The organism is Streptomyces venetus (genome assembly GCF_039540295.1).
Lineage (GTDB): Bacteria > Actinomycetota > Actinomycetes > Streptomycetales > Streptomycetaceae > Streptomyces > Streptomyces venetus.
In genome coordinates this window covers 108,065-131,242 of the sequence record NZ_BAABET010000011.1, presented here as the reverse complement: position 1 = coordinate 131,242, position 23,178 = coordinate 108,065, and the positions used below count along the sequence as shown (strand labels likewise).

18 protein-coding genes are annotated in these 23,178 nt (G+C 71.4%); 12 read left to right on the top strand and 6 right to left on the bottom strand.

The genetic code is table 11. The features are described 5' to 3' along the window. Positions 1-331: 331 nt before the first annotated feature. The 8 genes from ABEA82_RS31365 to ABEA82_RS31330 all read left to right on the top strand — a co-directional run bounded on the left by ABEA82_RS31365 (position 332) and on the right by ABEA82_RS31330 (position 11,057). A complete protein-coding gene (locus ABEA82_RS31365; RefSeq protein ID WP_345665102.1) occupies positions 332-4,234 on the top strand; it encodes a sensor histidine kinase in 3,903 nt (1,300 codons plus the stop codon). 9 nt (positions 4,235-4,243) lie between these two features. Then, positions 4,244-4,657 (top strand): roadblock/LC7 domain-containing protein, encoded by a 414-nt coding sequence (locus ABEA82_RS31360; protein WP_030611534.1) that lies wholly within the window; start codon positions 4,244-4,246, stop codon positions 4,655-4,657. A 111-nt stretch (positions 4,658-4,768) separates the two neighbouring features. Next, the gene (locus ABEA82_RS31355; protein WP_345665101.1) at positions 4,769-5,164 is read left to right on the top strand and encodes a DUF742 domain-containing protein; all 396 of its coding nucleotides are present in this window, start codon (positions 4,769-4,771) and stop codon (positions 5,162-5,164) included. Then, positions 5,145-5,720, top strand: a complete 576-nt coding sequence (locus ABEA82_RS31350; protein WP_003993187.1) for a GTP-binding protein — start codon at positions 5,145-5,147, stop codon at positions 5,718-5,720. The genes ABEA82_RS31355 and ABEA82_RS31350 overlap by 20 nt, the downstream gene beginning before the upstream one ends. A 378-nt stretch (positions 5,721-6,098) precedes the next feature. Next, positions 6,099-9,398: a sensor histidine kinase gene (locus ABEA82_RS31345; RefSeq protein WP_345665100.1), complete on the top strand. Its 3,300-nt coding sequence runs from the start codon at positions 6,099-6,101 to the stop codon at positions 9,396-9,398. 10 nt (positions 9,399-9,408) lie between these two features. Further along, the gene (locus ABEA82_RS31340) at positions 9,409-9,822 is read left to right on the top strand and encodes a roadblock/LC7 domain-containing protein (protein WP_003993185.1); all 414 of its coding nucleotides are present in this window, start codon (positions 9,409-9,411) and stop codon (positions 9,820-9,822) included. Positions 9,823-9,916: 94 nt separating this feature from the next. Further along, positions 9,917-10,495, top strand: a complete 579-nt coding sequence (locus ABEA82_RS31335; protein WP_003993184.1) for a DUF742 domain-containing protein — start codon at positions 9,917-9,919, stop codon at positions 10,493-10,495. Further along, the gene (locus ABEA82_RS31330) at positions 10,476-11,057 is read left to right on the top strand and encodes a GTP-binding protein (protein WP_014675207.1); all 582 of its coding nucleotides are present in this window, start codon (positions 10,476-10,478) and stop codon (positions 11,055-11,057) included. The genes ABEA82_RS31335 and ABEA82_RS31330 overlap by 20 nt, the downstream gene beginning before the upstream one ends. Positions 11,058-11,211: 154 nt before the next feature. On the opposite strand, the gene ABEA82_RS31325 is transcribed toward ABEA82_RS31330, so the two are convergent. The 4 genes from ABEA82_RS31325 to ABEA82_RS31310 form a co-directional block, all read right to left on the bottom strand. Then, complete coding sequence (locus ABEA82_RS31325) at positions 11,212-11,406, bottom strand: acyl-CoA carboxylase subunit epsilon (RefSeq protein WP_003993182.1); 195 nt, start codon at positions 11,404-11,406, stop codon at positions 11,212-11,214. A 35-nt stretch (positions 11,407-11,441) separates the two neighbouring features. Next, the gene (locus tag ABEA82_RS31320; protein WP_003993181.1) at positions 11,442-13,025 is read right to left on the bottom strand and encodes an acyl-CoA carboxylase subunit beta; all 1,584 of its coding nucleotides are present in this window, start codon (positions 13,023-13,025) and stop codon (positions 11,442-11,444) included. A gap of 154 nt (positions 13,026-13,179) precedes the next feature. Next, positions 13,180-15,555, bottom strand: a complete 2,376-nt coding sequence (locus ABEA82_RS31315) for a polysaccharide lyase 8 family protein (RefSeq protein ID WP_345665099.1) — start codon at positions 15,553-15,555, stop codon at positions 13,180-13,182. 161 nt (positions 15,556-15,716) lie between these two features. Further along, positions 15,717-16,574, bottom strand: a complete 858-nt coding sequence (locus tag ABEA82_RS31310; RefSeq protein ID WP_345665098.1) for an SDR family NAD(P)-dependent oxidoreductase — start codon at positions 16,572-16,574, stop codon at positions 15,717-15,719. A 357-nt stretch (positions 16,575-16,931) separates the two neighbouring features. Between ABEA82_RS31310 and ABEA82_RS31305 the strand changes: the two genes are divergently transcribed. Beyond that, a complete protein-coding gene (locus ABEA82_RS31305) occupies positions 16,932-17,522 on the top strand; it encodes a YceI family protein (protein WP_345665097.1) in 591 nt (196 codons plus the stop codon). A 219-nt stretch (positions 17,523-17,741) separates the two neighbouring features. After that, positions 17,742-18,527, top strand: coding sequence for a S1 family peptidase (locus ABEA82_RS31300; protein WP_345665096.1), 786 nt, complete (start codon positions 17,742-17,744; stop codon positions 18,525-18,527). A gap of 210 nt (positions 18,528-18,737) precedes the next feature. On the opposite strand, the gene ABEA82_RS31295 is transcribed toward ABEA82_RS31300, so the two are convergent. After that, positions 18,738-19,322: a TetR/AcrR family transcriptional regulator gene (locus ABEA82_RS31295; protein WP_345665095.1), complete on the bottom strand. Its 585-nt coding sequence runs from the start codon at positions 19,320-19,322 to the stop codon at positions 18,738-18,740. An 80-nt stretch (positions 19,323-19,402) separates the two neighbouring features. On the opposite strand from ABEA82_RS31295, the gene ABEA82_RS31290 reads away from it, so the two are divergent. Beyond that, entirely contained in the window at positions 19,403-20,407 is a 1,005-nt protein-coding gene (locus ABEA82_RS31290; RefSeq protein WP_345665094.1) for a DMT family transporter, read from the top strand. 95 nt (positions 20,408-20,502) lie between these two features. Next, positions 20,503-21,675: a Cmx/CmrA family chloramphenicol efflux MFS transporter gene (locus ABEA82_RS31285; RefSeq protein ID WP_345665093.1), complete on the top strand. Its 1,173-nt coding sequence runs from the start codon at positions 20,503-20,505 to the stop codon at positions 21,673-21,675. Positions 21,676-21,784: 109 nt separating this feature from the next. Here ABEA82_RS31285 and ABEA82_RS31280 read toward each other — a convergent pair whose 3' ends face one another. Continuing rightward, complete coding sequence (locus ABEA82_RS31280; protein ID WP_345665092.1) at positions 21,785-23,137, bottom strand: hypothetical protein; 1,353 nt, start codon at positions 23,135-23,137, stop codon at positions 21,785-21,787. Between the last annotated feature and the right edge of the window lie 41 nt (positions 23,138-23,178).

The window sequence follows — 23,178 nt, the reverse complement described above, 5'->3', positions numbered from 1 at the left end:
TCACGGCTCGACGACTCGCGGGCATACGCCCGAAATGGACGAACTCACTTTCTACGTCCGGTGATCCGGCGCTCACGTGGTGTCACCTATGTCACGGCCTGGCCTACGGGCCTTGTTGGAGATCCTGTGCTGTGCTGGAATCTCACGGACCGCCGCAGGGATCGAGCCGGCGCACAGGGGGCGCACAGACGCGCCGAGTGGCGGCGAGAAGGGGGACCAGCGCCGGTTACCCACGACCACCACGGGGGCGTACTCAGGGCGTCCCCAGAACGCCGACACCGTGCCCCGCCGTTCATCCGACGGGGTGCCTGGTCCAGAGGTTGCGACGCTAGTGCAGGGACGTTTCAAGAGGGATGGCAACGCTTCGGCGGAGCCGGAGCCGCACGGCGGGACTGGCCCCATGAATGGCGGCCCCTCGCCCCAGCACGCCCAGAACCAGGGCCCGGCCGGTGACAGCGGTGAGCGCTCCGGGCGCCCCGGCGCGTCGGCCCCCTCGGGGCCCGCGAGCCCGGCTCCGGCCCTGAAGCCACCGACGGGTCCGGCAGGCCCCGGACCGCGAATAGCCCTGCGCAACTGGCGCATCTCCACCCGCCTGGTCTCGCTGCTCGCGCTGCCGGTGGTCGCGGCCACCTCGCTGGGCGCGCTGCGTATCAACTCGTCCATGGACGACATCCAGCAGCTCGACAACATGAAGCTGCTGACGGACATGACGAAGCAGGCCACCGAGCTGTCCGCCGCCCTCCAGGAGGAGCGCGACCAGTCGGCCGGCCCGCTCGCGCACGGCGGCAAGGCGACCGACTTCACGGTCAAGGGTCTGCGCGAGAAGACCGACCGTGCGAGGAAGAACTTCCTCGACAGTTCCGAGCAGATCGACGGCGCCAGCAAGGACGGCAACCTCAAGGGCGTCCGCGAGTACCTCGTCCAGCTCGCCGGCGAGCTGGGCGACCTGGAGCAGATCCGCAAGAGCGCCTACGCCTCCGAGGGCAACTCCACGCAGACCGTCGAGGCGTACCACCGTCTGATCGAGAACCTGATCGACCTCTCCCAGGACATGGCGGAGGCGACCAGCAACCCGGACATGATCCAGCGCACCCGTGCGCTGGCGGCCTTCTCCTCCGCCAAGGAGTACTCCTCGATCCAGCGTGCGGCCCTCGCGGCGGCGCTGCCCGCCAGCAACAGCACGACCGGCAAGCTCTCGCCGAACGACCGGCTCTACGCCGAGTCGGCCCTGGAGAGCCAGAAGTCCGAGATCCGCAGCTTCAAGAGCATCTACGGCGAGGACTCCGCCGCCGAGCTGCTGAAGCCCATCGAGGACGGCGGCAACTCCACGATCAAGGCCACCGACACCTACGCGGGCCGCGCCCTGGTCTCCGCGAGCGGCCTGGCACAGCAGGACAAGCGGTCCTACCGCGACTGGCTGGACGACAGCTCCACCAAGATCCAGCAGATGAAGAACATCGAGCACACGCTGCTCGAGGAGATGGAACAGAAGGCCCGCGAGCTGCGCAGCGCCACCGAGCGCGACGCGATCATCTCCGGTGCGCTGATCCTGATCGTGCTCGGCGTGTCGCTGGTCGGCGCGTTCGTCGTGGCCCGCTCCATGATCCGGTCGCTGCGCCGCCTGGAGGAGACCGCCACGAAGGTCGCCTCCGACCGTCTGCCCGAGCTGGTCAAGCAGCTGTCCGAGTCCGACCCGCAGGACGTCGACACGTCCGTGGAGTCGGTCGGTGTGCACTCCCGGGACGAGATCGGCAAGGTGGCCGCGGCCTTCGACGACGTGCACCGCGAGGCGGTCCGCCTCGCCGCCGAGCAGGCCCTGCTGCGGGGCAACGTCAACGCGATGTTCACCAACCTCTCGCGCCGCTCCCAGGGTCTGATCCAGCGCCAGCTGTCGCTCATCTCCGAACTCGAGTCCCGCGAGGCCGACCCGGACCAGCTGTCCTCCCTGTTCAAGCTCGACCACCTCGCGACGCGTATGCGCCGTAACGGTGAGAACCTCCTCGTCCTCGCGGGTGAGGAGCCCGGCCGCCGCTGGACCCGCCCGGTCCCGCTGGTCGACGTGCTCCGCGCCGCCGCGTCCGAGGTGGAGCAGTACGAGCGCATCGAGCTGGCCTCGGTGCCGACCACCGAAGTGGCCGGCCGCGTGGTCAACGACCTCGTGCACCTGCTCGCCGAGCTGCTCGAGAACGCGACCTCCTTCTCCTCGCCGCAGACCAAGGTCAAGGTCACCGGTCACGCGCTGCCCGACGGCCGGGTGCTGATCGAGATCCACGACACCGGTATCGGCCTGTCGCCGGAGGACCTCGCGGCGATCAACGAGCGGCTCGCCTCTCCCCCGACGGTGGACGTCTCCGTCTCCCGCCGCATGGGTCTGTTCGTGGTCGGCCGGCTGTCGCAGCGCCACGGCATCCGCATCCAGCTGCGCCCGTCCGACTCCGGTGGTACGACCGCGCTGGTCATGCTGCCCGTCGACGTCGCCCAGGGCGGCAGGAAGCCCCAGCCCAAGCAGCCCGGCCAGCCGCCGGTCGGCGGTGGCGGTCCGGCCGCAGCGCAGGCAGCGGCCGGTGCGGCCGCGGCCCGGCGTGCGGCCGGTGCCGGCCAGGGCGCCGGCGCCCTCGGTGCCGGTCCGTCCGGTGGCGGGTTCGGCGGCGGCGCGCCGTCCGGCGGTGGCCGGCTGAGTGCCGGTCAGGGCCCGCGGGCCGCGCTGCCCGGGCGGGACGGTGACGGTGGCCGTCCGGGTGCGCCGGGCGGTGCGCGTGGACCGCAGGGCCCCGAGAAGTCCCCCTCGCTGTTCGAGCAGAGTGCGCCCGCCGCTCCTGGGCAGGGCCGTCCGGGTGCGCCGGGCGGTGCCGGGTTCGGTCAGCAGGCGCCGGGTGCCCCGCAGGGCCTTCAGGCGGCGGGTACGAACGGACTCCAGGACGCCTTCGGTGGTGGCCGGAAGCCGCAGCGCCCGGGCGGCAATGCCGAGCAGGACCAGGGCCGCCGGCCGCAGTTGCCGCCGCGTGGCGGCCCGCGGGCCGAGCTGCCCGGCGGTGACGCGCAGCCGCGCGTGCCGAGCTGGAGCGACGAGAACGCCCAGCCTCCGGTGCCGCGTGCCTCGTTGGACGCGCCGCGCGGTCACGAGGAGCCGGACGTCTCCCGTACGTCTCAGATGCCGCGGATCGACGACCGGCAGGGCCCGGGCGCGACGGCGGAGATCCCGGCCGTGCCGCGCGACGACGACTTCGGCTCTCCCGCCGACTTCGGCACGGGTGGTCCCCAGCACGCGGACCCGTTCGGCCCGGACGCCAACGGGCCCCAGGGTTCGGGCCAGTTCGTCCGCCCGGACGTCTTCGGCGCCCCGGCCGGCCGCCCCGACCCATCGCCCTCCACGGGCCAGTACCCGGCACCGCAGTCGTACGACAACGGCTCGACGGGCCAGTACCCGGCACCGCAGTCGTACGACAACGGGTCGACGGGCCAGTTCCCGGCGCCGCGCCAGGACAACGGCTCCACCGGCCAGTACCCGGCACAGAGGCAGGACGGCAACGCCACCGGCCAGTACCCGGCACAGCGGCAGGACAACGGCTCCGGGCGGCCCACCCTCCCGGGTCCGGCCACGCCGGCCGACCCCACGGGCCGTGGCCAGTACGAGCGGCCGCAGGTCAACGGCGCCCGGGGCAATGCCGACTTCGGCGCCCCGCGTCCGCCTGCCCCGTCGGCGCGGCCGGCCCGGCAGGAGCCCGAGGCCCTGCCGCCGGCGTCCGGTCCGGGCGACGGGCGCACCCCGCTGTACGACACGCTGGAGACCAACTGGTTCCACGGCGGTCAGCAGGAACAACAGAACCAGCAGGACCAGCGGGAGCAGCAGGACCAGCGGGAGCAGCAGCCGCGGAGCAACGGCTCCGCTGCGGCCCCGCAGCAGCAGGGACCCACCGGTCCGCAGCGGTCCACGGCCCCCGCCGGCTGGCGCAGCTCGCCGAACGACGACCTCGTCCGGCAGGCCGAGCGCGTCCGTCAGCCCGCCGCAGGTGGGGTCACCACCTCAGGCCTGCCTCGCCGGGTGCCCCGGGCGAACCTCGTTCCGGGCACGGCTCAGCAGCAACCGCAGCAGAGCGGTCCGCAGATCTCGCGCGCCCCCGATGACGTGCGCGGTCGGCTGACCAATCTCCGTCGGGGTATAGCACAGGGTCGTCAGGCCGGGTCCACGCAGACCGGCAGCTACCCTCGGCCCTCTCACCAGCAGGAGCGTTAGTTGAGTCCGATGAGCCAGGCGGCACAGAACCTCAACTGGTTGATCACCAACTTCGTGGACAACACCCCCGGGGTGTCCCACACCGTCGTCGTGTCCGCCGACGGTCTCCTCCTGGCGATGTCGGAGGGCTTCCCGCGCGACCGCGCGGACCAGCTCGCGGCCGTCGCCTCCGGCCTGACGTCCCTGACGGCAGGCGCCTCACGGATCTTCGAGGGGGGCAGCGTCGCGCAGACGGTCGTGGAGATGGAACGGGGTTTCTTGTTCCTCATGTCCGTCTCGGACGGCTCGTCACTGGCCGTCCTCGCCCACCCCGATTGCGACATCGGCCTCGTCGGCTACGAGATGGCGCTCCTGGTCGACCGCGCGGGCGCGGTCCTCACCCCCGACCTGCGAGCTGAGCTCCAAGGCAGTCTGCTCCATTGATCGGCCCCGGTACCACCCGTCTCACCACATCACCGTCCGGCCGCCACATACCCCACACAGGCCTCGTCAGACGGCTCGACTGACCGACTTGCTGTCCCGCCCGGAGGACCCATGACCCCGCCCCCCGCCTCTCATGATCCGTACGCGGAGCCGTACGAGGACGAGGGCGACCAGCCGCTGGTACGGCCTTATGCCATGACCGGTGGCCGGACGCGGCCGCGCTACCAACTGGCCATCGAGGCACTGATCAGCACCACCGCCGACCCGGCCGCGCTCATGGCGCTCCTCCCGGAGCACCAGCGCATCTGCCACCTGTGCCGCGAGGTGAAGTCGGTGGCCGAGGTCTCGGCGCTGCTCAACATGCCGCTGGGGGTGGCCCGGATCCTGGTCGCGGACCTCGCCGAGGCCGGTCTCGTCGCGATCCACCAGCCGGGCGGCGACGAAGCCACCGGCGCGCCGGACGTGACACTGCTCGAAAGGGTGCTCAGTGGACTTCGCAAGCTCTGACGCGGGTCGTTCCACCACGTCCGCGAAGATCGTGGTGGCGGGCGGCTTCGGCGTGGGCAAGACCACGTTCGTCGGCGCCGTCTCGGAGATCAACCCGCTGCGCACGGAGGCCGTGATGACCTCCGCCAGCGCGGGCATCGACGACCTCACCCACACCGGGGACAAGACCACCACCACGGTGGCCATGGACTTCGGCCGTATCACCCTGGACCAGGACCTGATCCTGTACCTGTTCGGTACGCCGGGCCAGGACCGCTTCTGGTTCATGTGGGACGACCTGGTGCGCGGCGCGATCGGCGCGGTGGTGCTCGTGGACACCCGGCGCCTGGCCGACTGCTTCCCGGCCGTCGACTACTTCGAGAACAGCGGCCTGCCGTTCGTCATCGCCCTGAACGGCTTCGACGGCCAGCAGCCGTACACGCCGGACGAGGTACGCGAGGCGCTCCAGATCGGGCCGGACGCCCCGATCATCACGACGGACGCCCGGCACCGGGCCGACGCCAAGAGTGCGCTGATCACGCTGGTCGAGCACGCGCTGATGGCACGGCTCAGGTAGCACAGCAATTCAGAAGCGCCATACGGCAGTTGTCGTAGATACACCGGAGCCGACTGTGTCCTTTGACACGGTCGGCCAAGGTGTTCATAACGTTTCGGCAGAGGAATCGGGTGGTACGGCCACGCGTCGCGCACATCCGGTCTCGCTGCGCTCACAATCGCCCCGCCTTTTGGCGGGGCTCGCTCTTTATGACCGTTTTATCTGCGGCTTACATCGCCGGGAATCCGCCCCCCGGACTGTTTGGAAGAGCGCAGGTCGTCGTGCTGGAATGCCTGAACTGCCCAATAGTCAACGACGTACTCGTCAGTCGATGGCGTGTTGGGCTCTGAGACACTGCGGCACAACGTTGGTGCCGACCGCCGAGAGGTTGTTGGTCGAGTGAGGCGAAGCAAGAACAGTCCCGAGCCGTCGGCCCGGGGCAACTTCACCCCGCCGCCGCGCACAGCGGCGCCCGCCCCCGTGCCCGGTTCGGAGCCGACGGCCGCGCCCGCCCAGAGCGGTGGCCGTCTCTCCCCGCGCAACTGGCGCGTGGCGACCAGGCTCAACGCGATCCTGCTCATACCCGTGCTGGTCGGCCTCGTCATGGGCGGCTTCCAGGTGAAGAGCTCGATCGACACCTGGCAGGAGGCCGAGGACGCGGAGAACACCGCACGCCTGGTGCGGGCCTCCCTCCTCTACGCCAACGCCCTCTACAACGAACGTGACGCCTCGGCGGCGCCGCTGCTGAAGGGCAGCGCCCAGACCGCCCAGGACAAGGCGACGGTCACCCAGGTCCGCAAGGCCACCGACCAGGCGGCCGACGCCTTCGACGCCGCGGCCCAGAACATGCCGGCCAAGCCCGGCCTGGAGCGCCGGCTGGACCTCTTCCGCAAGGCGGAGCCCAAGCTGCAGACGCTCCGCGCGGTCGCCTACACCTCCAAGCTCAAGGGCGTGCAGACCGAGGAGGGCTACGTCGAGGTAGCCCACCCGCTGACGGAGTTCGCCAACGAGCTGGGCCTCGGCACCGGCAACATCACCAGCTACGGCCGGACCGTGTACGCCATGGAGCTCACCAAGGCGGCCCTGTCGCTGCAGCGCTCCATCGGCATGCACATCCTGGTCAAGCCGGGCCCGGACGAAGGCAACCTGGCCAGCCAGCGCATCGCCCTGTCCTCGTACGCCTACCTCGAGCGCATCGCCATCGGCGAGTACATCGGTGGCGGCACCGAGCAGGACGCGGACAAGCTCACGACGGCCGAGGCCCAGATCAAGGCCGACGGCGCCGCGATGGCCCGCGAGGCCAAGGCCAAGAACCCGGACTACGTTCCGCCGCCGTCCAACCCCACGACGATGGTCTCGGCCGTCGCGACGCTGCAGAGCACGGACCCGAGTGCCCGTGCCGCGCTCGCCGAGAAGGGCGTCACCGCGGAGAACTGGTGGGCGGTCAACACGCTCAAGTTCAACGCGTACGAAAAGATCGAGACGGACATGGCCGACAAGGCCGTGAGCGAAGCCTCCGACATCGCCGACGGCGCCCAGCAGGACGCCTACATCACCGGTGCCGCCGTCGTGGTCGCCCTGCTCCTCGCCTTCATCCTGGCCGGCGCGGTGGCCCGCCAGATGAGCCGCTCGATGCGCCAGCTGCGCAACGCCGCCTTCGGTATCGCCGAGCAGCGTCTGCCGATGCTGGTCGACCAGCTCTCGCGCACCGACCCCGGCCGCGTCGACACCCGCGTCCAAGCCATCCCGATCTCCACCACGGACGAGATCGGCGAGGTCGCCCGCGCCTTCGACCAGGTCCACCGCGAGGCCGTCCGGCTCGCCGCCGAGCAGGCCCTGCTGCGGGGCAACATCAACGCGATCTTCACCAACCTGTCGCGCCGCAACCAGTCCCTGATCGAGGGCCAGCTGACCCTCATCACCGACCTGGAGAACAACGAGGCCGACCCGGACCAGCTGGAGAACCTCTTCAAGCTGGACCACCTCGCGACGCGTATGCGCCGCAACGGCGAGAACCTCCTCGTCCTCGCCGGCGAGGAGCCCGGCCGCCGCTGGGACCAGCCGGTGCCGCTGGTCGACGTGCTCCGCGCGGCCTCCTCCGAGGTGGAGCAGTACGAGCGCATCGAGCTCTCCGGCGTCCCGGAGGCCGAGATCCACGGTCGCGCCGTGACCGACCTCGTGCACCTGCTCGCCGAGTTGCTGGAGAACGCCACGACGTTCTCCTCCCCGCAGACCAAGGTGCGCGTGACCGCCACCCGTCTCCCCGACGGTCGGGTCATGATCGAGATCCACGACAAGGGCATCGGCCTCACCGCCGAGGACTTCGCGGACATCAACCACAAGCTGGCCAACCCGCCGACCGTGGACGCCGCGATCTCGCAGCGCATGGGCCTGTTCGTGGTCGGCCGGCTGTCCGACCGGCACGGCATCCGCGTCCAGCTGCGCCCCTCGGGCGAGCAGGCCGGTACGACGTCGCTGGTCATGCTGCCCGACGCGATCACCCACGGCGGTGGCGGCGAGCAGCACGTGGAGCGCGACGAGTTCACCGTCTCGCAGATCATCCCCGAGCAGAACTTCGGCGGCGAGAACTTCGGCCAGCCGATGCGCACGGCGGCGGAGCTCGGCTTCGACGACACCCGTTACGCGGACGTCCCCGACGACATACGCGAGCTGGACCCGGTCGGCCGCTCCCTGATGCGCGAGGAGCGCAGGGCGGCCCTGGAGGCCCAGTCGCACGAGCAGCCCGCCCTGCCCCGGCAGAACTCCCAGGAGCCCACCGAGGCGACCGGGTACCGCGACGAGTACAACGGGCAGCAGGGCTACGACACCGGCCAGGGCTACGACACCGGCCGGACCGGCTACCCGGAGCAGCAGTACGACCGTCAGGCCCCCTACGAGGAGCAGCAGGCGCCGTACGAGGAGCAGCGGCAGACGGCGTACGAGGAGCAGCAGCGGCCTGCGTACGACGAGCAGTACTACGCGCCGAACGGCGGCCTGCCGCAGAACGACACCTTCTCGCCGAACGGCGGCTACCCGGACCCCTCCTATGCGGAGCCGGCCCAGGAAGAGCCCTCGGCGCCGGGTGCGGGCGTGCCCGACAGCTTCCCCGCCTTCGAGCAGCGGCGTTACCAGGACGACTGGCCGCAGCAGGACGGCTACCAGAACGGCTACCAGAACCAGTACCCTTCTCAGGCCCCGGAAACGGAATCTGCGCAGGCCGCTGACGCGAACGAGCAGGACCGCGTAGGCTTCGACCGTCCGGGACCGGCCCACTCCGCCGCCCACTCGCTGACCGACTCGGGGCTTCCCCGCCGCGGTTCCGCCGCGAGCGGTGCGAACGGCACGGGCGGCGCCCGGCAGGCGCGCCAGGAGCCTCCGGCCTCCACCCCGGAGAGCGACGGCGACAGCGACTGGCGCTCGGCGAACGACGAGCGCTGGCAGCAGGCCTCGCAGCTCCGGAAGCCCAGGGCGGGCGGGGTCACCTCCTCCGGCCTGCCGAGGCGGGTACCCAAGGCCAATCTGATCGAGGGTTCCGCCGAAAGCACCCCCCAGGGAGGCCCACAGGTCTCCCGCGCCCCGGAGGACGTCCGGGGCAGGCTGAGCAACCTGCGTCGCGGCGTACAGCGCGGACGTAACGCAGGCAGTGAAACGAACGGCCAGGGCTTCGGTCCTGACAGCACCTACAACCAGGAGCGTTAGTGTGAGCCCGATGAGCCAGGCGGCACAGAACCTGAACTGGTTGATCACCAACTTCGTGGACAACACCCCGGGGGTGTCCCACACGGTGGTGGTCTCCGCCGACGGACTCCTTCTGGCGATGTCCGAAGGCTTCCCCCGCGACCGCGCCGACCAGCTCGCGGCCGTCGCATCCGGTCTGACGTCACTGACGGCCGGCGCTTCCCGGATCTTCGAGGGCGGCGCCGTGAACCAGACGGTTGTGGAGATGGAGCGGGGATTCCTCTTCATCATGTCCGTATCCGACGGCTCTTCGCTCGCGGTTCTCGCACATCCGGAGGCGGACATCGGCCTCATCGGATACGAGATGGCGCTGCTGGTTGACCGAGCCGGTACGGTCCTGACACCGGACCTTCGTGCGGAGCTCCAGGGGAGCCTGCTCAACTAATCGACGGACGGTGCTTTTTGGCGTCCCGTGGCCGTAAGGTTTCGGGACGCGGCTCCACAGCGATGGGTGCCAGGCACAGTCGGAGGAGGAGAAAGTGGCAACACCCCCAGGCGGTTCGTCTTCGGGCAACTGGTCGTACGGCCCTGCCCAGGGCCAGGGCGACGGTGGGCAGAACCCGAACCGTTACAACTTCCCCTCCGCACCGAGCCACCGGCAGCCGTACGCGCCGCAGGGCCCCGGCCCGTCGCCGTACGACCAGCCGCCGGCCCCGCGTATCCAGCCTGTGCAGCCGCAGCGCCGCAGCCCCGAGCCGGCGCCCGCCGGGGCGTCGAACAACCCGTTGGTGCGTCCGTACGCCATGACCGGTGGCCGGACCCGCCCGCGTTACCAGCTCGCCATCGAGGCGCTGGTGCACACCACTGCGCAGCCGCACCAGATGCAGGGCCAGTTGCCCGAGCATCAGCGGATCTGCAACCTCTGCCGGGAAATCAAGTCGGTCGCCGAGATCTCGGCGCTCCTCACGATCCCTCTCGGCGTGGCCAGGATCCTCGTCGCCGACTTGGCGGAGGCGGGACTGGTCGCCATCCATCAGCCCGGCGGCGACGAGAACGCCGGCGGCCAGCCAGACGTGACACTGCTCGAAAGGGTGCTCAGTGGACTTCGCAAGCTCTAGCGGCGGTCCTTCCCGCTCCACCACCTCGGCGAAGATCGTGGTGGCGGGTGGCTTCGGCGTGGGCAAGACCACGTTCGTCGGGGCCGTCTCGGAGATCAACCCGCTGCGTACCGAGGCCGTCATGACGTCAGCTTCGGCCGGCATCGACGACCTCACCCACACCGGAGACAAGACGACCACCACGGTCGCGATGGACTTCGGCCGTATCACCCTGGACCAGGACCTGATCCTGTACCTGTTCGGTACGCCGGGCCAGGACCGCTTCTGGTTCATGTGGGACGACCTGGTACGCGGCGCCATCGGCGCGATCGTCCTGGTGGACACGCGCCGCCTGGCCGACTGCTTCCCGGCCGTCGACTACTTCGAGAACAGCGGCCTGCCGTTCGTCATCGCCCTGAACGGCTTCGACGGGCAGCAGCCGTACACCCCGGACGAGGTCCGGGAAGCTCTCCAGATCGGTCCTGACACACCGATCATCACCACCGACGCGCGGCACCGGGCCGACGCGAAGTCGGCGCTGATCACGCTGGTGGAGCATGCGCTGATGGCGCGGCTTCGGTAGTTCTCTCGCTGTGGGACAGCCCCTGGCGGCCTTCTGGGCCGCCGGGGGCTGTTGCGTTGCCGGGTGCGGGTCGTGTGTGGTTGATCGCGCAGTTCCCCGCGCCCCCAAAAAAAGAAGGCCCCTCCATGAGGGGCCTTCTTTCAGGTTCTGGGACTCAGCGCCAGCTGTGCGGGGCGCGGAAGCCGGGCTCGCGCTCGAGGCGGCGCCAGCCGGCCTTCACGCGGCCGCGGTGCGACGGGGTCGGGTCGGTGGGGCGGGCGGCGGCGCGGGCCAGGAGGATCGCCGTGATGGCGGCGACTTCCTCGGGCTCGGCGTGGCCCTTCTCGACGCGGATATCAGGGGTGTCCATGGGTGTCAGTCTCCGTGAGGAAGATGTCCGCCGGGTTACTGCGGCGGGTTGCCGTGCTTGCGGGAGGGCAGGTCGGCGTGCTTGGTCTGGAGCATCGCCAGGGACTTGATCAGTACCTCGCGGGTTTCCGAAGGGTCGATCACGTCGTCGACGAGTCCGCGCTCGGCCGCGTAGTACGGGTGCATCAGCTCGGACTTGTACTCCTTGACCATGCGGGCCCGCATGGCCTCGGGGTCCTCGGCGTCGGCGATCTGGCGGCGGAAGATGACGTTGGCGGCACCCTCGGCGCCCATGACGGCGATCTCGTTGGTCGGCCAGGCGTAGGTGAGGTCCGCGCCGATGGACTGGCTGTCCATGACGATGTACGCACCTCCGTAGGCCTTGCGCAGGATCAGCGAGATCCGGGGCACGGTCGCGTTGCAGTAGGCGTACAGCAGCTTCGCGCCGTGGCGGATGATTCCACCGTGCTCCTGGTCGACGCCCGGCAGGAAGCCGGGGACGTCCAGAAGGGTGATGATCGGGATGTTGAAGGCGTCGCACATCTGGACGAAGCGGGCCGCCTTCTCGGAGGCCTCGATGTCCAGGACACCGGCGAGCGACTGGGGCTGGTTGGCGACGATGCCGACGACCTGGCCGTCCATGCGGCCCAGCGCGCAGATGATGTTCCGCGCCCAGCGCTCGTGGACCTCGAGGTACTCGCCGTCGTCGACGATCTCCTCGATGACCTTGGCCATGTCGTAGGGCCGGTTGCCGTCGGCCGGGACCAGGTCCAGCAGGACGTCCGAGCGGCGGTCGACGGCGTCGGACGACTCCGCGCGGGGCGGGTTCTCACGGTTGTTCTGCGGGAGCAGGGACAGGAGGTAGCGCACCTCGGCGATGCACGTCTCCTCGTCGTCGTAGGCGAAGTGGCAGACACCGCTGGTCTCGGCGTGGACGTCGGCGCCGCCCAGGCCGTTCTGGGTGATCTCCTCACCGGTGACGGCCTTGACCACGTCCGGTCCGGTGATGAACATCTGCGAGGTGTCGCGGACCATGAACACGAAGTCCGTGAGCGCCGGGCTGTAGGCGGCGCCGCCCGCGCACGGGCCGAGCATCACCGAGATCTGCGGGATGACACCCGAGGCCTTGGTGTTGCGCTGGAAGATGCCGCCGTAGCCGGCGAGCGCCGAGACGCCCTCCTGGATGCGGGCACCCGCGCCGTCGTTCAGGGAGACCAGCGGGGCACCGGCCGCGATGGCCATGTCCATGATCTTGTGGATCTTGGTGGCGTGGGCCTCGCCCAGCGCGCCGCCGAAGATGCGGAAGTCATGGGCGTAGACGAAGACCGTACGGCCCTCCACCGTGCCCCAGCCGGTGATCACACCGTCGGTGTACGGCTTCTTGGTCTCCAGGCCGAAGCCCTGGGCCCGGTGCCGGCGCAGCTGTTCGACCTCACGGAAGGACTCCGGGTCGAGGAGCAGCTCGATGCGCTCCCGCGCGGTCAGCTTGCCCTTGGCGTGCTGCGCCTCGGTCGCCTTCTCGCTCGGGCCGGCCACCGCCTGCGCACGGATCTCGTGCAGTTCGGCCACGCGTCCACGCGCGTCGGTCGGCTCACCCGGCGCCTCATCCAAAACGGTCATGTAGTGACCTTACGAAGTCAACCGCGGAATGCGAGCCGTCGACTCCTCACAGTCTCCGGCGTGTTTTCCTGGTACCCCTGAACAGAACCATGCCGGGGTACAGCCTTTTCGACTGTTCAGAGGGTGTGCGGCTTGTAGGGGTCGCACAAGGCGGTCAGCCGAGAGTCACCTCACAAAGATGCGTGGCGCATGCCTCCCCCGGGGTGACGCGCACCCGCAGCCGACGGCCCGTGGAGAGTACGTCGACCGATGCGTCGGCGCGGACGACCCCGCGAACCGGGCGGTGCCAGATGATCTCCAGTGGCCGGCCCGTGCGGGGCGGTTCGCTCACACAGAGGGTAGCGGTCCGGCGTCGGCTGACGGTCAGCACGCTCGCGCCGGCGGAGGCGGTGAGCGGGCCCGCCGTGCCGGCCCGCCAGAAGTTCGCGGCCGTGCAGCCGAGGGAGGGAACGGTGACCGCCTGGCGGCCGGCGTCGTTGGCGAGGACCGACAGCCAGCCGCGGTCGGCGGCGCGGCGGGCGACCGCGCGGCGGGACGCTCCCGGCATCAGCAGGTAGGCGTACGTGGCGTCGGCCGGGTCGGTGCCGTGGTCGAGCCAGAGGGTCTGCCAGCGGCGGGTGCGCCGCTCCGGTGTGCTGCCGGTGTTGATGTCGGACCAGGCTCCGGTGCGGTCCTCGCGCAGCGCCCGCGGCTCGCCGTCGAGCAGGACCCAGCCGCCGTGGTCCTCCAGGTGGGCCCAGTTCCCGGCTCGTACGAAGCGCTGGGTGCCCGACTCGCCGAGGTTGCGGTTGTCGACGACCGTCTCGACCGGGACGCCGTCGGAGCAGCAGATCCCGGCGCCCAGGCAGATCACCACGTCCGCCACGCAGAACCAGGACTTGCGGGCCTGGAGGGTGGAGCCGAGGCCCTTGAGGTGCTGGCCGAGGGCGGCGTACGTGCCGTCGGTGGTGCCGCCGACCCAGCGCGCGTCCGGGCGGGCCTCGCCCCACTCGCCGCCTTCCCGGTCGGCGAGGCGCTTGGTGGAGACGGTGGTGCCGGGCAGGCGGTACCAGTCGACGGTCGGCCAGAACCAGTCCGTGTACTGGTCGCTCGCGCCGGCCCACCAGCTCACCATCCCGGCGCCGGTGTGCCAGCCGCGTGGGTTCTCGCCGTTTCCGCACTCGTAGTGGGCGATGCGGTCGCTGGCCATGGCGATGTTCACGGTGAAGCCGGGGCGGCGGTGGACGGCGCGGTCCATGGCGGCGAAGAGGCGGTGTCCGGTGGGTTCGGGGGCGGCCGGGACGGGCGAGGCGGCGATCGCGTGCAGCCGTGCCAGGTCGGCCACGCCGAACTGGCGTGCCGTCAGGACGGGGGTGACCGTGTCGCGTTCGATCCAGCCCTTGATCCGGGCGTGCCAGCGGTCGCGTTCCGCCGGGCTCGCGCCGGCCGCGAGCAGGGCGATGGCCGCGATGAGCTGGTGGCCGTGGAAGTGGTCGCCGCGCATGACCCGGCGGTCGTCGGTGGTGAGGTAGCCGCGGCTGATGGCCCGGCCGTTGACGCTGTCCATGACGAGCCCGTCGTGGATGAGCGGTGCGTAGGCCTGTTCGACGCTGTCGAGGACGATCTGCCGGTGCGGGTCGGTGACCTCCCAGTCGGACCCCGCGAGCAGGGTGAACAGCCGGCCCAGGCCGTCGAGCACGACCTGCCCGTACGTGCCCGAGTAGGCGACCCAGGTGTGCTGGACGAAGGAGCCGTCGGCGTAGAGGCCGTCGCCCCGGGTGACGTACGGGAAGACCGGGGAGAGCGCGTCGCGGGCGAGGGCGATCTTGGCCGGTGCGCGGCCGAGGATGCCGCGCAGGGCGACGGAGCGGCACAGGTCGACACGGTTGGCGCCGGTGGACGTGCCGGAGTAGTCGCCGAGGGCGGAGTCGGGGACGAAGTGGTCGACGGCGGCGCAGGCCGCGGCGACGCGGCTCTCGCCCAGCCGGTCGTACAGGGCGGCCGTGATGTCGGTGAGCAGGCGTGGGCTGCCGATCTGCCACTCCCACCAGTTGCCGTAGCGGGTGGTGGAGGGGTTGTAGACGGTGGCGGAGAGGTGGTCGAGGCCGCGCAGGACATCGGCGAGCAGCCCGGGGTCCCCGGTCGAGCCGGTGCCCTGCTGTACGTAGGCCTGGGTCATGGTCCACAGGCGGCCGTAGCTGAGGGTGATGCCGGCCGGCGGGTCGAAGGGGTGGCCGGGCCAGAGGGAGTTCGCCGTCGGGGCCATGCCGGCGCGCAGGTCGCGGGCGAGCCGGCCGGTCTCGGCGAGGCGGGCGGCGTACGGCGGTACGGCCGGGTCGTAGCCGGTGCCGAGGGCGATGTCGAGCCAACGCCGTCGGAGGGTGTCGTAAGGGTCCGCGTCACAGGCGCCCGGGGCGGGGAACGCGGGCGTCGCACCGCCGGTCGCCGCCAGGGCCGCGGCCGCCAGCAGCAGGGCACGGCGGCTGGGCCCGGGCAGGGCGGCGGCGGCCCGGGCCGTGAGGCGGGAGACGACGCGACGCTGGTGAGTCATGTCCATGCCCTACCACGGGGAGCGGCCCATCTGAACGGACGATTCGGACGGAGTGAGAGGAAGACCGGCGTGACCTGGGAGACCGGGTGACCGGGAAGACCGGAGTGACCGGGGAGAGGTGCCGGGCGCCGGGTGCCGGGCTACAGGCGCCAGGTGCCGGGTCAGCCGAAGCGGTCGAGCAGGCGCCGGTACAGCCCCGGGGCCAGGGCGCGGACGCGGGACGGGAGGGTCAGCCAGCCGGGGACGTAGGCGTCGTCGCGGCCTTGGCGCACGGCCTCCCAGACCACGCCGGCGACGGAGCCGGGCGAGATCTGCCGGGGCCGGGAGCGGTCGCAGGGCCTGCCGCGGCGGGTGTAGAAGGCCGTGTCGGCGGGGCCGGACACGACCAGCGTGACACCCACGCCCGTGCCGCGCAGTTCCTGGCGCAGCGCCTCGGCGAAGGCGGTCAGACCGGCCTTGGCGGCGGAGTACACCGCTTCCTCCCGGATGCCCACGCAGCCCGCCGGCGAGCCGAACAGCACCACCCGGCCCCGGCCGGCCGCGATCATGGAGGGCAGCACCTCGCGCACGAGGTGGAGCGTGGCGTTGAGGTCCAGGGCCAGTACGCGGTCGATGTCGGTGTGCGGCATGGCCGCGAAGGGGCCCGCCCAGCCGATGCCCGCCCCGGCGACCAGGACGTCGATCCGGCCGGTCGCGCGCAGCGCGGACTGGGCCAGCAGGCGCGGGCCACCCGGGGCGGCGAGGTCGGCGGGCAGCACTACGGCCGAGGTGCCGGACGCCGTCTGCTCCAGGCAGTTCCGGTCGCGCCCGCTGAGGAGCAACTGCCAGCCGTCCATGGCGAAGCGCCGTGCCGTGGCCGCCCCGATGCCCGAGGAGGCACCGGTGACGAGGGCCACGCGCCGGTCCAGACGCCGCTGTGGCCCGTGCTCGCGCGTTCTGGCGAGGCCGGGCACCGTGGAGCGGTGCGAGGCGGCGCCCGCCGGTGGGTCGTGGGCCGAACCGGAACCGGTGAGTGTCACGAGTCGGTCTCCCCTGCGCTGTGCGTCCGCCGTGGGCTCATCTGTCTCCATACGGTCCCTAAAAACGGAACCCTGTCTTTCAGGACACCGCCACCGGACATCGATCCGGCTGGGCCCGGCCCACCCGCTCCGGCGGAGCCCGCTCCCTTGGCGAACCGAGGCCGGTCCGTTGTGCACAGGAGTGCGGCGGGACCACCCCTGCGTGCCGCCCGGTGCCGCCAGGCGGCGGTATGGGCCGCCCCCGATCGGCACGAAGACACACCCATCATGATGTTGAGCATTGAACGGAATAGGTCTACGGTGGGCCGTGTTGATGTAGTTCAACGTTCAACATCAATCGTAGGAGGCGCACACCCCATGGGCATCTTCAGCCGCAACGACACCGAGACCGCCACCGCCGCCACGGACCTGACCGCCCTCACCGGCGACTACACGATCGACCCCGCGCACTCGACGATCGGCTTCGTGGCCCGGCACGCCATGGTCACCAACGTCAAGGGCTCCTTCCAGGACTTCACGGGCACGCTCCACCTCGACGGCGCCGACCCCTCGCGCTCCACGGCCTCCATCGACGTGGTGATGGACAGCATCGAGACGGGCAACGCCGACCGCGACGGCCATCTGAAGAGCGCGGACTTCTTCAAGACGGACGAGTTTCCGACCATGACCTTCCGCTCGACGAAGGCGGAGGACCTCGGCGGCGGCGACTACCGCGTCACCGGCGAGCTGACGATCCTCGGCACCACCCACCCCCTCACCATCGACGTCGAGTTCAACGGCGCCGCGAAGGACCCCTTCGGCAACGAGCGCGTCGGCTTCGAGGGCAAGGCGGAGATCCTGCGCTCCGAGTGGGGCCTCACCTGGAACGCGGCGCTGGAGACCGGCGGCTTCCTGGTCTCCGACAAGATCAAGCTCAACTTCGACATCTCGGCGATCAGGAACGCCTGAGACCGGCAGCGGTGCCGCGCGGGCCATGCCCGTGCGGCATGGCCGAATCGGGCCCCTTGTGGGAAGTCTGTCGGCGTTCTCATAATCCAGCAGCAGAATTTTGACCGGTCCATGCCAGCACAGGGCCGTTCTTTTTTGCCCCGCTGATGACATGCGCTTGTCAAACGGATGCTTCGGTTGCACATCTCCCCGAGTCAACCCCCCACGGAAGGCATCACGTTGAAGAGACTTCTCACGGCCCTCAAGAGATGCGCGGTCCTCGGCGCCGCCGCGCTCGCGATCGCCAGCCTCCAGCCCGTCTCCGCCGCGCAGGCCGCCCCGTCGCCCGTCGTCGGCGGGACACGCGCCGCGCAGGGCGAGTTCCCGTTCATGGTCCGGCTCTCCATGGGCTGCGGCGGCGCGCTCTACACCCAGCAGATCGTGCTCACGGCCGCGCACTGCGTGGGCAGTTCGGGCAACAACACGAGCATCACCGCCACCGCCGGGGTCGTCGACCTCCAGTCCACCAGCGGCCGGGTCCAGGTTCGCTCCACCAAGGTGCTCCGCGCGCCCGGCTACAACGGCACCGGCAAGGACTGGGCGCTCATCAAGCTCGCCCAGCCCATCAACCTGCCGACTCTGAAGATCGCCACCACGGCGCAGTACAACACCGGTGACTTCACCATCGCCGGGTGGGGCGCGAACCGCGAGGGCGGTTCCCAGCAGCGCTACCTCCTGAAGGCCACCGTGCCCTTCGTCGGTGACGCCGCCTGCAAGGCCTACGGCGGCCTCTACAGCGGCCTCGTCGCGAACGAGGAGATCTGCGCCGGGTTCGACGCGGGCGGTGTCGACACCTGCCAGGGCGACTCCGGCGGCCCGATGTTCCGCAAGGACAACGCCGGCGACTGGATCCAGGTCGGCATCGTCAGCTGGGGTGAGGGCTGCGCCCGGCCCGAGGCCCCCGGCGTCTACACGGAGGTCTCGACGTTCGCCTCCGCCATCGCCTCGGCGGCGTCCACGCTCTGACCCGCCCCACGGCTTTCCGGGCCCGGCACCGTGCGGTGCCGGGCCCGTTTCGCCTGCGTCACCGTCCGGACTCCAGCTTCTCGACCGCCGCGCTCACCCGGGCCGCCCGACGCGGGGCGGTCCGGGCACGGAGCACGCCGAGCATCACGAGGTACCGGTCCGTCCGCCCCAGCACCTCGTACGTGCTCTGCCCTCTACGTGCCCTGTCCTCTACGTGAGCAGGGCGGCCGCCTGTTCGCGCGCGTGGACGAGGGCGTCCGGGAAGACGCCCAGACCGTGCGCGACGAGTGCCCCCTCGTGCACGAGCATCAGCGTCCTGGCCAGCGTCTCCGCCCCCTCTGGCGCGATCTCCGCGGCGAGACCGGTGAACAGGTCGAGCATCCACCGCTTCTGCCCGGTGATGATCGGGTGGGCCGGATGGGCGGGGTCGCTGATCTCCGCGTGCGCGTTGACCATGCCGCAACCCTTGGGGCTGCTCTCCGCCGCCCATGCGCGTGAGGCGTCGAAGACCGTCAGGACGCGCTCCCGCGGGTCCGGGTCCGCCGCGTCGAGGCGCTCGCCGAGGAAGGCCCGCCAGCGCTCGTCGCGGTCCGCGAGGTACTCCACGACGATCTGCTCCTTGGAGCCGAACCGGTCGTAGAGGGTCTTCTTCGTCACCCCGGCCTCGGCGGCGATGAGGTCGACGCCGACGGCGTGGATGCCGCGCTCGTAGAACAGCCGGTCGGCGGCCGCCAGGGCGCGGCGGGCGGCGGGCGTCATGGTGATCCGGCGTGGGGGCTCGGCGGGGGTACCCATGGCACCCGAGTATACCGATCTGTATAGTGCGCGGAGAAGGGTATACCGATCTGTCTACCGATTGGTCTGGTTGTGGTGTCGTGAAGATCCTCCTTTCCGTAGCCTTCGTCCTGTGCTGGAGTTCCGGGTTCATCGGGGCCAAGCTCGGCGTGGGCGGCGCGTCCGCGATCACGGTCCTCATGTGGCGGTTCCTGCCGCTGGCCGTCGTGCTTCTCGCCGTCGCCCTCGTCAGGCGCCCGGCCTGGCAGGGGCTCACCGCCCGGGACGTGACCCGGCAGGCCGTGATCGGCGTGCTGTCGCAGAGCGGCTATCTGCTCAGCGTCTACTACGCCATCCAGCTCGGTGTCTCCAGCGGCACGACGGCCTTGATCGACGGGGTGCAGCCGCTCGTCGCCGGAGCTCTCGCGGGACCGCTGCTGGGTCAGTACGTCTCGGGCAGGCAGTGGATCGGCCTGTGCCTCGGGCTGAGCGGCGTCGCCGTGGTCACGCTGGCCGACGCGGCCGCCGGCGGCGACGTCGCCCGGTGGGCGTACGCCGTGCCGCTGCTCGGCATGCTGGCCCTGGTCGCGGCGACGTTCCTGGAGAGCCGGTCCCGCTCGCGGGTGGCTCCCTCGGTGTCGCTGACCGTCCACTGCGCCACCAGCGCCGTCCTCTTCTCCCTGCTGGCCCTGGCCGGCGGGGCCGCCGCGCCGCCCGCCGATTCCGGGTTCTGGGTGGCGGTCGCCTGGCTCGTGGGACTGTCCACGTTCGGCGGGTACGGGCTGTACTGGCTCATCCTGGAGCGTTCCGGGGTGACCGAGGTCAACACGCTGATGTTCCTGATGGCGCCGGTCACCGCCGTGTGGGGCGCGCTCGCGTTCGGTGAACCGTTCGGCGTGCGGACCGCTCTGGGGCTGGCCCTCTGTCTGGCGGCGGTCGTCATCGTGCACCGGCCCGGCGGCCGGTCCGGCACCCGGTCGGGCACCCGGTCCGGTCGGGAGGGAAAACCGGTGGATCGGGACGGCCGCGACCCCGTAGCCTGCGTTCCGTGTCCAGCCCCGAGTCCGACAGACCCGAACCACCGGCTCTCCGGTGGCTGTTCGTGACGTTGACGCCGGGCCGCTGAGGCCCGCTCACCCCGCTGCCGGATCGCCGTCCGACGAGTCATGTCCGTCGTCGACCTTCGGTGCGGGGTTTCTTCATGCCGTTCGCTCTTCTTCTGCTGGGCCTTGCCGTCTTCGCGCAGGGAACGTCCGAGTTCATGCTGTCCGGTCTGGTGCCGGACATCGCGCGGGATCTGGAGGTGTCCGTTCCCGCGGCGGGGGCGCTGACCTCCGCCTTCGCGGTGGGGATGGTCGTGGGGGCGCCGCTCGTGGCGGGGCTCGCGCGGCGCTGGCCGCGGCGCGGCGCGCTGCTGGCGTTCCTCGTCGTGTTTCTCGCCGTCCATGTCGTCGGTGCCCTCACCGACAGCTTCGAGGTATTGCTCGCCACGCGGGTCGTGGGGGCGTTCGCGAACGCCGGGTTCCTCGCCGTCGCGCTCGTGACCGCCGTGGGCATGGTCCCGGCGGACGCGAAGGGGCGGGCCACCTCCATGCTGCTGGGCGGGGTGACCCTGGCGTGTGTGGCCGGGGTGCCCGCCGGGGCCGTGCTGGGCGGGCTGTGGGGCTGGCGCGCGGCGTTCTGGGCCGTGGCACTGGTGTCGCTGCCGGCGCTGGTGGCGGTGGCGAGGTCGGTGCCGGGCGGCGCGGCGGCCGAGGGTGCGCCGCCCGCGCTGCGCCGTGAGCTGCGGTCGCTGCGCAGCCCCCGGTTGGTCGTCACCCTGCTGCTGGGCGCCCTCGTGAACGGTGCGACGTTCTGCACCTTCACCTATCTCGCGCCGCTGGTCACCGAGGTGACGGGCCTGGGCAGCGGCTGGGTTCCCGGGGTGCTCGCGCTGTTCGGGGCCGGGTCGTTCGTGGGCGTGAATGCCGCGGGGCGATTCGCCGACCGGCGTCCGGTGGCGGTCCTGGCCGGTGGGGGCGCCGCGGCCTGTGTGGGCTGGTGCCTCCTGGCGCTCGGGGCGGGGCACCCGGTCCTGGCGCTCGGGCTCGTCTTCGTCCAGGGAGCGCTGTCCTTCGGCGTCGGCTCGACGCTGATCTCCCAGGCGCTGTACGCGGCGCCGGGCGCGCCCACGCTGGCCGGGGGTTTCGCCACGGCGGCGTTCAACGTGGGCGCGGCGCTGGGCCCTTGGGCCGGTGGCGCGGCGATCGGCGCGGGGTTCGGGTACCGGTCGCCGGTGTGGGTCAGTGCCGGGCTGGTCGCCTTGGCGTTCGTCGCGGCGATGGCGGTGTGGGGGCGGCGGGCGCGGCTCGTGGGCGAGGGGGTGGCGCCGTAGCGCTGAGCCCGGCCCGGCTCGGGGCGAGAGGTTGGCTCCGAAGCGCTGAACCCGGCCCGGCTCGTTTCGTCGCGGCGGCGGCGCAGGGTTCAGCCGCGCTGGGCGGGTGTCAGAACCCGCCCCCGAAGTCCCCTCCCCCGCCGAAGTCGCCTCCGCCGAAGCCCCCTCCGAAACCGCCCCCGAAGTCGCCGACGTCGAAGTCGCCGCCGGAGATGTCGCCGCCGTCGTAGCCGCCGAAGTCGCCGTAGCCGGAGCCGTAGTCGGCCGCGTAGGCGGGGCCGGCCATCATGCTGCCGAGCAGGGTGCCGACGAGGAGGCCGGGCAGGAGGCCGCCGCCGAAGTAGCCGCCGGCCCAGGGGCCGTACGCCGGGCCGGCCTCCCAGTACGGGCGGCGGCCGTGGTCGGTGTCGACCTCGCGGATCACCGGGTCGCGGCCCTCGGCGAGACGGGTCCGGTCGGCCGCGCAGACGGGCACCTCGCGCTCGGTACCGGCCGGGGGCGTCCAGGAGGCGTCGGCGACCGAGGGGCCGTGGCGCGGGTCGAAGAAGCAGGGCGGGCGGCGCTCCGGCAGCGGGCCGCCCGCTCGGCGGGCGGCGAGCGTCACGAGGGAGAACCGGCCGTCCTCCACGGCCTCGGTGACGGCCTTGACGTCCTCCGGTCGCGTCGCGGCGTCCATCAGGGACTTCGCCTGTTCGTAGGCGTCGAGGGCACGCTCGTAGTCGGCGCGCATCGCGTCGTCGGCGCCGGGCTCCCCGGGACGGAAGTCGAGCCGGTCGAGTTCCTCGCCGAAGGCGGTGATGTCCTCGTCGACCACCACCCGCAGCTTCTCCAGCGCTGCCCGCTGTTCCTCCTCGTGGCGGCGGCGGTTGCGCCGGACCACCGCGTAGGCGCCCGCGCCACCGGCCGCGACCAGCACGCCGAACGTGATCAGGCCGCCGACCGGCACGTCGTGGCCCGAGCCGTCGCTCCAGCTGCTCGGCGCCGTACCGCCCACGTTGCTGCGCAGGGCGTCGTCGACGAAGTCGTTCAGCTGGGCCTTGGCGTCCCCCGCGCCCTGGACGGCGCCGACCAGGTTGGACACCGACTGGCGGCTCATCACCGCGCTGTCGGCACGGGCGTCGAAGGCGTCGCCGAGGCGGATGCCGTACAGACCGGTGATGCCGGTCTCGGTGCGGAGGTTCCGGAAGAGGTCCTGCGTGGGGTAACCGGCCGGGAGGACCGCCACGAAGACGGGCTTGTCCGCGTCCTTGATCTTGGCGGCGAGTGCCTCGGCGTCCGACGCGGCCAGCTGGTCGGAGGCGGCCGGGTCGACGTACACGGGACTCTGGCGCAGTTGCTGGGCGACCGTCGAGAGGTCGGTGGCCGCGTGCGCGCCGGGCGCACCGGCCATCAGCACCGCCAGTACGGCGGCGACCGGCACGATCAGCAGGCGTACGAGGGTACGCGTCAGCGCGGCCTTCATATCTTCGAAGCTACCCGAATCCGTACGGAAAGGGAGATCGG